Origin of the sequence: Streptomyces sp. NPDC093795 (assembly GCF_044764665.1) — a bacterium.
Lineage (GTDB): Bacteria > Actinomycetota > Actinomycetes > Streptomycetales > Streptomycetaceae > Streptomyces.
On record NZ_JBIWIO010000007.1, the window covers coordinates 36,797 to 48,060 of the forward strand.

Sequence of the window (11,264 nt, forward strand, 5' to 3'; positions counted from 1 at the left end):
CCATGAGCGTTTCGCGCGGGGCGTGCCTGGGGCCCATGGGGTCACGCGGGGGCGTGACGGCCTTCCCCCGCCACCCCACGTCTCCGGGGCGGGGCCTCGCTCGGCGGGTTGTCCGCCGGGGGCCGCGCCGCCCCGGAGCCGGGTGGCGGGGGGACGGGGGTCAGACCTGGAGGTCCGGGCCTATCCGGTTGCGGACGGCGGTCTGGACCTCGACCTCCTCGGCCGGGTCGGCGGCGAGGCGGCGCAGTCGTTCGGCGACGCGTACGTCCGCGGTCTCGGCGTGCTGGGCCGCGACCTCGCGGGTGGTCTCCTCGCAGTCCCAGAGGCATTCGACGGCGAAGCCGGTCGCGAAGGTGGGGTCGGTGGCGGCGAGGGCGACGGCCACGCGCCCGCGCAGCTGGGAGGAGGCCGTCTCGCGGTAGACGTGGCGCAGCACGGGGGCGGCGCAGGCGATGCCGAGGCGTCCGGCGCCGTCGACGAGCCCGGCGAGGGCGGGTGAGTCGGGGCCTTCGGAGCGGATGGTGTCACGGAGCGCGCCGAGGACGGAGGGGGAGTCCTGGGCGGTGCCGCGGCAGGCGAGCACGTCGGCGGCGGCGGCGCCGAGGGCGTCGGTCCTGCGGACCCACGCGCGGGCGCGGGCGACCGCGTCCTCTCCGCACATGCGCCGGTAGGCGGCGACGGCTGCCTCGGCGACCTCGTGGGAGTCGCCGTCGGCGGCGGCCTCGACGAGGTCGAGAACGGCGGGGTCCCGCGACTCGGCGAGGTGGTGCAGGGCGGCGCCCCTGGCACCCACGGCGCCGTGCCGGGCGGCGGCGAGGAGCTCGGGCCGGTCCTCGGGCCCCGCGACGGCGGTCAGGCAGCGGGCGGCGGGTCCGTACAGGACGGCTCCGCGCTCGTACCCTTCCTGCGCCCAGTCGAGGACCGCCCGCACGCTCCAGCCGGGGCGGGGCCCGGCGGGGCGCATCTGGCGCTGCCAGCGGTCGAAGGAGCCCTGTTCCTGGGCGGCCCTGACCCGGGCGCCGACGGCGTCGCGCTGGTCCTCGGCCCACAGGCGCCACGGGCGGGGCTCGAAGGCGTCCCGCACGACGCGGGCCAGCTCGGCGTCGCCCTCCGCGTCGGCCGGGAAGCGCGCCAGGACGGGGACGGCGAGCGCGCGCAGGCCGGCGTCGTCGTCGCGGAGTGCCAGCTCGTCGAGGGCCCAGGCCCAGTTCGTGCCGGTCGCCGCGTAACGGCGGAGCAGGAGCAGGGCGTCCTGGCGTCCGTAGGACGCGAGGTGCCCGAGGACGGCGAGGGCGAGCCCGGTCCTGGAGTCCTCGGTGTCGAGGTGGTCCTCGGCGCAGAGCAGGTGCGCCTCGATCTCGTCGAGACCGCCGTGGAGGTCCAGGTAGAGCCGGGCGTAGTAGAGGGAGCGGTTCTCGACCTGCCAGTCGTGGCGGGGGTCGTCGAGAACGCAGTGGTTGAGCGCCGAGAGGGCCTCGGCGCGGGGGGCGGCGAGCGCGTGCAGGGTGCCGTCGCCGCGGCCCCGCTGCAGCAGGCCGAGCAGGGTGCCGCTCGGCGCTATGACTGGATCGAACATGGGGAGACGCCTCACATCAAGCTGTCGACACGACCGGGGGAAACCGGGATGACCCGGGTCAGGCGGTACATACCTGTACGCCTAGGCCGTGCGGCAACATGTCGGGCCGCCCGTCGTCCTGCGCTTGCCAGTGACCATCTTCCTCTGCCTCTCGTCGGTGGCCCGTTTTGCCGGGCCCGACGTCATGATGACCCACCCATTTCGCCACCGCGACCACATTTACGACGCCGCTCTCACCTGGGGTTCAGCGCCCGTTCACCGGATTCCGAAGAGTTCGACGAGTTCGGTCTTGCCGAACATGCGGGCGGTGTCGACGGCGGACGGAGTCCCGGCTTCCGGATTTGCGCCACCGTCGAGGAGCGCGCGGATCACGGCTTCCTCGCCCTTGAAGACGGCGCCGGCGAGCGGGGTCTGGCCGCGGTCGTTGGCGCGGTCGGCGTCGGCACCGCGCGCGAGGAGGGCGGAGACGGCGGCGGCGTGGCCGTGATAGGCGGCGAGCATGACCAGCGAGTCGCCCTTGTCGTTGGTGAGGTTCGCGGGGACGCCCGCGTCGACGTAGGCGGCAAGGGCGTCGGCGTCCCCGGTGCGGGCGAGGTCGAAGACCTTGGACGCCAGCTCGATGACCTCGGGGTCCGGAGTCTCGCTCATCGGGTGGGACCGCCTCTCTCCTGCGTTGTGGGCCTGTGCACGGCAAGCGCGGCCGTACGAGTGAATCGACAGGGTACTGCCCGTTCGGGGACATGACCTCGCTCGACCGAGGCAAAGATCACGGCAGTCCGCCCCCCGGGCGCCTCTCTAGCGCACGCCCGACATTTCGCCACTCGACAGCCCGTTCGATGTCCGCCGGTCAAGTGAAATCGCCCGCTTTTCACCCGAATGAACCTTTAGTCACATAGATACTTGCTGTGAACTTGGAAGGACTCATGGTGACTGTCCCCTCAACCAGGAGAACACCAAATGATCCTGTCCATCTCAGGCGTGGTCCTGCTCGGCATCATCTGCTTCCTGTTCTTCAAGAAGGACGGGATGAAGGCCTCGCACGCCCTCGTCAGCGCTCTGTTCGGTTTCTACCTCGCGGGCACCGCCATCGCCCCGAGCATCACGGCGGGCGGGCAGAGCCTCGCCGGTCTCCTGGGCGGGATCAAGTTCTGACGCCCATCCGTCCCTTCCACCACCTCAGGAGTTCTTCGTGGCCCGGCGACCACTCCCCCGCATTCTGAGCAGCGGCAGCGTGCAGATCGCTCGCAGTCGAGAGATCGCGCGCACGGCCGCCGACAGCGCCACCGACGTGCTCCATCCGCTGATCACGGTCTCCCGTGGTCTGCGGAAGCTGGCCGCGACCGCGCGCGCCAAGTGGGCCGCGACCCCCAAGGAGCGGCGTGGTCCCACGCTGTTCCTGGTCGCGGCCTGCGTCCTGGTCATCGCCCTCATGCCGTACGGGCCGCTCCTCGCGCTCGTCACGCTCATGGGCGCGGCCGCGTGGAAGGGACGCGAGCGTCGGGTCGTCAGGACCGGGCCCGACGACGCGGAGATCGCCCGGCTGAAGGGCCTGTACGAGGCCCTCGTGCCCTACTTCTCGGTCCCCGACGACCCCGCCCCGCTCTTCACCCACGGAGGCGACTGGAGCGGCGCCTTCACGGAGTACGCCTTCGACGGGGACGGGCGGCCGACCCGGCTGAGGATCGCGTACCCCCCGTACTTCACCGACGGCGAGCCCGACGCACGCGCGCGTATCGAGCACCTTCTGCACGCCAAGTCGGGACGCGGCCGCGAGTACCGCTTCGACTGGGACGAGGAGGGCAACCGGCTCGTCATGAGCGTGCTGCCCGCCCTGCCCACCACCATCGCCGCCCAGCGCTTCGTCACCGTGCCGGGCGAGACCGTCCTGGGTTTCACCGACGCGGACGCCGTGCAGCGGACCGTCCCCGTGGTCGCCGCGGACGGTACGGAGGACGCGCCGGCCGTGGTCTGGCGCACCGGACCCCGCTCCACCGAGCCGCATCTGCTCGTCGTCGGTCAGCCGGGCAGCGGGACCACGTCCCTGCTGCGCTCCATCGCCCTCCAGGCCCTCCCCCACGGCGACGTGATGATCATCGAGGGCGGTGGCACCGGCGAGTACGCCTGCCTGACCGGCCGCGACGGAGTCCTCGCCGTCGAGTGCGGGCTCTCCGGCTCCCTGGCCGGCCTCGAGTGGGCGGCGCACGAGACGGAACGGCGTCTGATCGCCGCCAACCGGGCCCGACAGGCGGGCCACCCGGCCCCCGAGGACACCCGTCGGCCGCTGTGGATCCTGCTCGACCGGCCGAGCATCCTGGGCCACCTCGCCGCCGCCGACGGCCGCACCGACCCGCAGGAGCTGCTCCAGGTGCCGTTGCGGCACGGGCGGGCCGCCCAGGTCACGGTGGTGGTCGCGGAACAGTTCGACAGCGCGGAGACGCTGAGCGAGGCGGTACGGGCCCACACCCGCGCCCGGATCGTGCTCGGGCCCGCCGAGCCGGAGCAGATCGCCGCCGTCCTCGGTGCCGGGCCGCACACCACCCCGACGCCCCAGGTCCCGGCGGGCCGCGGCTACGCGCGCCTGGGCAACGGCCCGGTCCTGCGCCTCCAGGTGCCGGCGACGCCCGACCCGTACGACGACGCGACGAGCGAGACGCACCGGAAGGCGGTCCTGGACCTCCTCCCCGAGCGCCGCCCGGCGACGGTCGCGACGGCCGCGGCGGTCGCGACCGTCATCGGCTCGGCCCCCGAACCGGCCCCGGCGCCCCGCGCCGAACCGGACCCCGGACCGGCACCGCTGCACGCGCCCGTTCCGGCCGAGGGCTGAGCGGAGAAGCAGAGCAGCACGCACGCGCACGCGTGGAGGCCGGTACGGACCCCAGGCCCGTACCGGCCTCTCCGCACGTGCGGCCTCTCCATCGGTGGCGCGGCTACGCCACGAACGACCGCGGCGGCTCCGCCCCTCCTCCGCCCGCGCCCGACTCGACCAGGCGGGCCGCCGCGGCCAGCCGGGCGGCCGCCTCGTCGGCGACCGCGCCCCCGACCGTGAAGGGCAGCCGGACGAAGCCCTCGAAGGCCCCGTCGACGCCGAAACGCGGGCCGGAGGGGACGCGGACGCCGACCCGCTCGCCCGCCTCGGCGAGCCGGGAGCCGGAGAGGCCGCCGGTACGGACCCAGAGGGTCAGGCCGCCCTTCGGCACCGCGAACTCCCACTCCGGGAGCTCCCTGCGGACGGCGGCGACGAGCGCGTCCCTGTTCTCCCGGGCCTGGTCGCGCCGCAGCTTCACGGCCTCCTCCCAGCCGCCCGTACCCATGAGCCAGTTCACGCCGAGCTGTTCGAGGACGGGGGTGCCGAGGTCGGCGTACGCGCGCGCGGCCACCAGGGAACGGATGACGTCAGGAGCCGCCCGGACCCAGCCGATGCGCATGCCCGCCCAGAAGGCCTTGCTGGCCGAGCCGACCGTCAGGACGGTGGAGCCGGCCGGGTCGAAGGCGCAGACCGGCCGGGGCATCTCCAGGTCGTCGTCCAGGCGCAGTTCCGTCATGGTCTCGTCGACGACGAGGACCGTGCCGGCCGAGCGGGCCGCGTCCACGAGCTGCCGGCGCTGGTCCTCGTCGGCCAGCGCTCCGGTGGGGTTGTGGAAGTCGGCCACCACGTACGCGAGGCGGGGCGCCGCGTCCCGCAGCACCTGGCGCCAGCGGCTCAGGTCCCAGCTTCCGAGGCCCTCGGACATGGCGACGGGCACGAGCCGGGCACCGGCCTCCCGCATCAGCTGGAGGATGTTGGCGTACGAGGGGGACTCGACGGCGATGCGCTCGCCCCGGCCCGCGAAGAGGTGGCAGATGGCGTCCATGGCGCCCATGGCGCCGGTGGTGACCATGATCTGTTCGGGCATCGTGGGGATGCCCCGCGCGGTGTAGCGGTCGGCGAGCATCTGCCGCAGCGTGGGCAGTCCGGCCGGGTAGTCCCCGTGCGTGTGGGCGTAGGGGGGAAGTTCCTCCAGGGCGCCCTGGACGCCCCGGGTGAGCCAGGGCTCGGGCGCGGGCAGCGCCGCGCAGCCGAGGTCGATCATCGAGCCGAGGGCCTCGGGGGGCAGCGGTTCGAGGCCGCGCGCCGGCAGCGGGTTCCCGGCCGGTACGGCGGTCCAGCTGCCGGCGCCCCGCCGCGACTCCAGGAAGCCCTCGGCGCGCAGCGCCTCGTAGGCCGCGGCCACGGTCGTACGGCTGACGGTGAGGGCGAGGGCGAGCTCCCGCTCGGCGGGCAGCCGGGCGGCGACCGGGACGCGGCCCTCCAGGACGAGCAGGCGGATGCCGTCGGCCAGCGCGCGGTAGGCGGGCGGCTTGCGGGCGCCGGTTCCGGCGGGCCGCGGCTGCTGCGCCTGGAGCTGCCGCGCGAGCTGAGCAGGTCCTACCGCCGAAGTCCACTGGGCCATCGAAATCAGTCCACCTTCCTCGAATTGGCCATGGTTGGCATCCTTTCCCCTGCCACAGAGTGTCATGAGCCAGTCCACTATCACCACACCCTGGGGGGAAAACCTTGTCCATCGCCTCCGGCCTCCACGGCCGGTACCTGACCCGCCGGCTCGTCCAGCTCTACGTGGGACTGACGCTGTACGGGGCCAGTTCGGCGCTCCTGGTCCGCACCGGCCTCGGGCTCGAGCCCTGGAACGTTCTCCACCAGGGTCTCGCCGAGAAGACGGGCCTGACCATGGGCGTGGTGACGACCGTCCTCGGGGCCGCGGTGCTGCTGCTGTGGATCCCGATCCGGCAGCGGCCCGGCCTCGGCACCGTCTCCAACGTGCTCGTGATCGGTCTGGCGATGGACGGCGCCCTGGCGCTCCTCCCCGACGTCCACGGCCTGGCCGCGCGGATCCCGCTGCTCGCCGCCGGGATCGTCCTCAATGGGGTCGCGACGGGCCTGTACATCGCGGCGCGCTTCGGTCCCGGCCCCCGCGACGGCCTGATGACCGGTCTGCACCGGCTCACCGGCCGCTCCATCCGGCTCGTGCGGACGGCGATCGAGGTGGGGGTCGTCGCCACCGGGTTCCTGCTCGGCGGTTCGGTCGGCGTCGGCACGGTCCTGTACGCCGTGGCCATCGGGCCGCTCGCCCAGTTCTTCCTTCGCTGGTTCGCCGTGCCCGAGCCGGACTCCGGCAGCACCGCGGTCGCCCCCGCGACACCCGCACAGGCCATACTGCGGCGGTGACTCGCGTACGCCACCCCTATCTCGACCATCCCTCGCCCCTCCCGTTCGCCCATCGCGGCGGCACGGCGAACGGCCTGGAGAACACCGCGGCCGCCTTCCGCCGGGCCGCCGCGGCGGGCTACCGCTACTTCGAGACCGATGTGCACACGACGGCGGACGGGGCGCTCGTCGCCTTCCACGACGCGACCCTCGACCGGGTCACGGACGCCACGGGCCGGATCCGTGACCTGCCGTGGGCGGCGGTGCGCGAGGCCCGGGTCGCGGGCAAGGAGCCGCTGCCGCTCTTCGCCGACCTCCTGGACGAGTTCCCCGAAGCCCGCTGGAACGTGGACCTCAAGGCCGAGTCGGCGCTGTACCCGCTGGTGAACCTGATCCGCAGGAAGCGCGTCTGGGACCGGGTCTGCGTGGGCTCCTTCACCGAGGCCCGGGTGGCGAGGGCGCAGCACCTGGCCGGTCCCCGGCTGGCCACCTCGTACGGGGTGCGCGGGGTGATCGGGTTGCGACTGCGCTCGCTCGGTATCCCGGCGGCGGTACGCGCCGGGGCGATCGCCGCGCAGGTCCCGGAGCGCCAGGGCGGCGTCCCCGTCGTGGACCGCCGCTTCGTTCGGGAGGCGCACGCGCGCGGGCTCCAGGTCCATGTGTGGACCGTGAACGATCCGGCCCGGATGAACGCTCTCCTCGACCTCGGGGTCGATGGCATCATGACCGATCAACTGGAGACGCTGCGCTCGGTGCTGACCGAGCGGGGTGTGTGGGTCTGAGCGCGCGTCCCGGTGGCACCGCGCCCGGATCAGCCGGGCGGATCACGGGGACGAACGAGGGGGCGCGGCCTTGACCGCTGGAACCACCGAACCGGAGGAGTACGCCACCGGTGCCGCCGAGCGCCGGCGGGAACAGCGGGGCTGGTACTTCTACGACTTCGCGTGCTCGGTGTACTCGACGAGCGTCCTCACCGTGTTCCTCGGCCCGTACCTGACCTCGGTGGCGCGGGCGGCGGCCGACGCCGAGGGCTTCGTGCACCCGCTGGGGATACCGGTGCGGGCCGGCTCGCTCTTCGCGTACGCCGTGTCCGCGTCGATCGTGGTCGCGGTCCTGGCGATGCCGCTGGTGGGCGCGGCGGCCGACCGTACGGGCCGGAAGAAGCCGCTGCTCGCCGCGGCGGCGTACCTGGGGGCGACGGCCACCGCGGGGATGTTCTTCCTGGCGGGTGAGCGGTATCTGCTCGGGGCGTTCCTGCTGATCGTGGCGAATGCCTCACTCGCGGTGTCGATGATGCTGTACAACGCCTATCTGCCGCAGATCGCGGAGCCGGACGAGCGGGACGCGGTCTCCTCGCGCGGCTGGGCCTTCGGCTACGCGTCCGGCGCGCTGGTCCTCGTCCTGAACCTGATCCTCTACTCGGGCCACGACTCCTTCGGCCTGACCGAGGGCGAGGCGGTCCGGATCTGTCTGGCCTCGGCGGGTGTCTGGTGGGGCGCCTTCGCCCTCGTACCGCTGCGGCGGCTGCGCGACCGACGGATCCGCCCTGAGGGGCGGGGAGGGGCGGGCGAGGGCGCGGTCGGCAGTGGCTGGCGGCAGCTGCGGGCGACCCTCAAGGACATGCGCCGGCATCCGCTGACGCTCTCCTTCCTGCTCGCCTACCTGGTCTACAACGACGGCGTGCAGACGGTGATCTCGCAGGCCTCCCTGTACGGCTCCGAGGAGCTGGGGCTCGACCAGACGACGCTGATCACCGCGGTCCTGCTCGTGCAGGTGCTCGCGGTGGCGGGCGCGCTCGGGATGGGGCGACTCGCCCGGTCGTACGGCGCCAAGCGGACGATTCTGGGCTCGCTCGCGGTCTGGACGCTGATCCTGGCGGCGGCCTATTTCCTGCCGGCCGACGCGCCGGTGTTCTTCTACAGTCTGGCGGCCGCGATCGGCCTGGTGCTCGGCGGAAGCCAGGCTCTGTCGCGCTCTCTGTTCTCGCATCTGGTGCCACGCGGCAAGGAGGCGGAGTACTTCTCGGCGTACGAGATGAGCGATCGGGGGCTCAGCTGGCTGGGTCCGCTCGTGTTCGGTCTCGCGTATCAGCTGACCGGAAGCTACCGGGATGCCATCATCTCCCTGGTGATCTTCTTCGTGGTCGGGTTCGCCCTGCTCGCCCGGGTTCCGGTGCGGCGCGCGGTGGAAGCCGCGGGCAACGCCGTTCCGGACCGGATTTAGACGTGGCGATGAAAGAGCGGTAGTGTACGCGTTTGGCCTGCCAGGCGGACCGTTACTGCGTGCTGCTTTGGTGAAGACGCCGGGTCACTTCTGCCGCCAGATGTGACAAAACGGGCACTGGTGGGTACAACAAGGGGCGGCACGACGGGCGACGCATGACCCGGCACGGGAATCTTTACCGCCGACCGGACGTTGACCGGATAACGACGACAGCGACACCTGTCCTGTGGGCGACAAGCCCGGGAGGCACGATTCATGAGTGAGCGAGCTCTTCGCGGCACGCGCCTCGTGGTGACGAGCTACGAGACCGACCGCGGCATCGATCTGGCCCCGCGCCAGGCCGTGGAGTACGCATGCGAGAAGGGCCATCGTTTTGAGATGCCCTTCTCGGTGGAAGCGGAAATTCCGCCGGAGTGGGAATGCAAGGTCTGCGGAATCCAGGCACTCCTGGTGGACGGGGACGGACCTGAGGAGAAGAAGGGCAAGCCTGCGCGTACGCACTGGGACATGCTCATGGAGCGACGCACCCGCGAGGAGTTGGAGGAGGTCCTCGCCGAAAGGCTGGCCGTCCTTCGCTCCGGCGCCATGAACATTGCCGTGCATCCGCGCGACAGCCGCAAGTCCGCCTAGCGGACCCATCGGACGAACGAACGCCGCGGGGCCCGGTACACGCACTGTGTACCGGGCCCCGCGGCGTTTTCCGTGCCCTGCCCCTGCATCTTCCGTGCCCTGCCCCCGTAGGAGGCAGGGCACGGAAGTGTGATCAGGGCATCAGCGCGTCAGGGGCGGGCGCGGCTCGTCGGCCCCGTACGGGCCCCTGGCGGCGTCCTCGCGGATGACCTCACCCTGCACGACCTTGCCGTCCGGGCGGCGGATACGGGCCTGCTGGAAGGCGTCCTGGAGGCTGCCGGGAGGCGCGGCGCTGATCCGGCGCTCGGCGGCCCTGTCCGCGTACCGCCCGAGGAAGGAGCGGACCGGCGGGATGAGGAGGAGCAGGCCCGCCGCGTCCGAGACCAGGCCGGGGAGCATGAGAAGGAGGCCGCCGAGCATCAGGAAGCCGTTGCGGTCCTCCGAGCCGGTCCGGTCGGGCGCCTGGGGCATGGCCCCGGTCTGAGCCGCCGCCTGGGCCTGCTGGAAGGTGGAGGTGAGGTTACGGAAGGCGCGCCGCCCCGCCCGCTTCATGACGGCCGCGCCGAGCACGGCGCCGCCCACGAGCAGGGCGAAGACGGTCAGACCGCCCGCCGCGCCGGCCACCAACGAGAGCAGCCAGATCTCCAGGACCAGCCAGGCGGCGACGCCGAGCGGGAGGAACGTACGCGCGCGTGAGCGCTTCGGGGCGAGAGGAGGCGTTGCGCCGGTCGTCATGGTCCCCAGTGTGCCTGGGGCCGCGCCGGAACGTCGTAAAGAACGGATCAGGACGTCCGGGAGCGGAGAGGGGCGGGAAGGGAGCGGAGAGGAGGGTGCGGGAGGGGCGCGGAACGGGGTGCCGGAAGAGTGCGGAAGGCTCAGGAAGGCTTGCGGCCGAGCAGCTTGCCGACCTTCTCGGCCCGCGCCGACAGACCCCAGCCGGTGACCCGCCACAGCGCCTCGACGACGATGTTCCGGCTCATCTTCGAGTCGCCGATCTCGCGCTCCACGAAGGTGATGGGCACCTCGACGACATGGAAGCCTGCGGCGACCGCGCGGCGGGCCAGGTCGACCTGGAAGCAGTAGCCCGCGGAGGCCACGTCCTCAAGGCCCAGGCCCTCCAGGGTCTCCTTGCGGAAGGCCCGGTAGCCGCCGGTGACGTCGCGGATCGGTACGTCCAGCATCACGCGCGAGTAGAGGCTGCCGCCGCGGGAGATGAACTCGCGGGACTTCGGCCAGTTCACGATGCGGCCGCCCGGCACCCAGCGGGAGCCGAGGACCAGGTCCGCGCCCTTGAGGGCGGTGAGCAGCCGCGGGAGCTCCTCGGGCTGGTGGGAGCCGTCGGCGTCCATCTCGACGAGGACGCCGTACCCGTGCTCGATGCCCCACCGGAAGCCGGCGAGGTAGGCGGCGCCGAGCCCCTCCTTGCCCTTGCGGTGCAGGACGTGCACATGGTCGTCGTCGGACGCGATCTCGTCCGCGAACTTGCCCGTGCCGTCAGGGCTGTTGTCGTCGGCGACGAGAACGTGCGCCTCGGGTACGGCTTCCCGCACCCGCGCGACGATCGGCTTGATGTTCTCCGCCTCGTTGTAGGTCGGAATGATCACCAAGGCCTTGCCGAGCGGGCCGTAACGCCTCTGGCCACCGTCGTTCACT

Annotated in this window: 11 protein-coding genes; 6 read left to right on the plus strand and 5 right to left on the minus strand. The window is 72.6% G+C overall.

Annotation, left to right across the window (positions count from 1 at the left end; translation table 11 throughout):
• Positions 1-160 precede the first annotated feature (160 nt).
• Together ACIRB7_RS19775 and ACIRB7_RS19780 are read right to left on the minus strand one after the other, a co-directional pair.
• Positions 161-1,576, minus strand: a complete 1,416-nt coding sequence (locus tag ACIRB7_RS19775; protein WP_403600072.1) for a HEAT repeat domain-containing protein — start codon at positions 1,574-1,576, stop codon at positions 161-163.
• Positions 1,577-1,831: 255 nt separating this feature from the next.
• Positions 1,832-2,224, minus strand: coding sequence for an ankyrin repeat domain-containing protein (locus ACIRB7_RS19780; protein WP_403600074.1), 393 nt, complete (start codon positions 2,222-2,224; stop codon positions 1,832-1,834).
• Between the two features lie 309 nt (positions 2,225-2,533).
• On the opposite strand from ACIRB7_RS19780, the gene ACIRB7_RS19785 reads away from it, so the two are divergent.
• Positions 2,534-2,728 carry a hypothetical protein gene (locus tag ACIRB7_RS19785; RefSeq protein ID WP_015032212.1) on the plus strand — a complete coding sequence of 65 codons (195 nt, stop codon included), beginning with the start codon at positions 2,534-2,536 and terminating at the stop codon, positions 2,726-2,728.
• 37 nt (positions 2,729-2,765) lie between these two features.
• A complete protein-coding gene (locus ACIRB7_RS19790; RefSeq protein WP_403600077.1) occupies positions 2,766-4,400 on the plus strand; it encodes a hypothetical protein in 1,635 nt (544 codons plus the stop codon).
• Between the two features lie 103 nt (positions 4,401-4,503).
• On the opposite strand, the gene ACIRB7_RS19795 is transcribed toward ACIRB7_RS19790, so the two are convergent.
• Positions 4,504-6,006: a PLP-dependent aminotransferase family protein gene (locus ACIRB7_RS19795; RefSeq protein WP_403600079.1), complete on the minus strand. Its 1,503-nt coding sequence runs from the start codon at positions 6,004-6,006 to the stop codon at positions 4,504-4,506.
• Positions 6,007-6,110: 104 nt separating this feature from the next.
• Between ACIRB7_RS19795 and ACIRB7_RS19800 the strand changes: the two genes are divergently transcribed.
• From ACIRB7_RS19800 to ACIRB7_RS19815, 4 genes are all read left to right on the plus strand, one after another.
• Positions 6,111-6,779, plus strand: a complete 669-nt coding sequence (locus ACIRB7_RS19800) for a YitT family protein (protein ID WP_403600082.1) — start codon at positions 6,111-6,113, stop codon at positions 6,777-6,779.
• Positions 6,776-7,540: a glycerophosphodiester phosphodiesterase gene (locus tag ACIRB7_RS19805; RefSeq protein WP_403600084.1), complete on the plus strand. Its 765-nt coding sequence runs from the start codon at positions 6,776-6,778 to the stop codon at positions 7,538-7,540. The genes ACIRB7_RS19800 and ACIRB7_RS19805 overlap by 4 nt, the downstream gene beginning before the upstream one ends.
• A 70-nt stretch (positions 7,541-7,610) precedes the next feature.
• Positions 7,611-8,981 carry an MFS transporter gene (locus ACIRB7_RS19810; RefSeq protein ID WP_403600086.1) on the plus strand — a complete coding sequence of 457 codons (1,371 nt, stop codon included), beginning with the start codon at positions 7,611-7,613 and terminating at the stop codon, positions 8,979-8,981.
• A 255-nt stretch (positions 8,982-9,236) separates the two neighbouring features.
• Positions 9,237-9,611 carry an RNA polymerase-binding protein RbpA gene (locus ACIRB7_RS19815; protein WP_015032218.1) on the plus strand — a complete coding sequence of 125 codons (375 nt, stop codon included), beginning with the start codon at positions 9,237-9,239 and terminating at the stop codon, positions 9,609-9,611.
• Between the two features lie 141 nt (positions 9,612-9,752).
• On the opposite strand, the gene fxsA is transcribed toward ACIRB7_RS19815, so the two are convergent.
• Together fxsA and ACIRB7_RS19825 are read right to left on the minus strand one after the other, a co-directional pair.
• A complete protein-coding gene (gene fxsA, locus ACIRB7_RS19820; RefSeq protein WP_403600089.1) occupies positions 9,753-10,346 on the minus strand; it encodes an FxsA family membrane protein in 594 nt (197 codons plus the stop codon).
• A gap of 140 nt (positions 10,347-10,486) precedes the next feature.
• Positions 10,487-11,263, minus strand: coding sequence for a polyprenol monophosphomannose synthase (locus ACIRB7_RS19825; RefSeq protein WP_403600091.1), 777 nt, complete (start codon positions 11,261-11,263; stop codon positions 10,487-10,489).
• Position 11,264: the final 1 nt, after the last annotated feature.

Bases quoted from the DNA above. Each gene is read 5' to 3' on its own strand.
- ACIRB7_RS19775 (WP_403600072.1), bottom strand. From the start codon at position 1,576: ATGTTCGATCCAGTCATAGCGCCGAGCGGCACCCTGCTCGGCCTGCTG.
- ACIRB7_RS19780 (WP_403600074.1), bottom strand. From the start codon at position 2,224: ATGAGCGAGACTCCGGACCCCGAGGTCATCGAGCTGGCGTCCAAGGTC.
- ACIRB7_RS19785 (WP_015032212.1), top strand. From the start codon at position 2,534: ATGATCCTGTCCATCTCAGGCGTGGTCCTGCTCGGCATCATCTGCTTC.
- ACIRB7_RS19795 (WP_403600079.1), bottom strand. From the start codon at position 6,006: ATGGCCCAGTGGACTTCGGCGGTAGGACCTGCTCAGCTCGCGCGGCAG.
- ACIRB7_RS19815 (WP_015032218.1), top strand. From the start codon at position 9,237: ATGAGTGAGCGAGCTCTTCGCGGCACGCGCCTCGTGGTGACGAGCTAC.
- fxsA (WP_403600089.1), bottom strand. From the start codon at position 10,346: ATGACGACCGGCGCAACGCCTCCTCTCGCCCCGAAGCGCTCACGCGCG.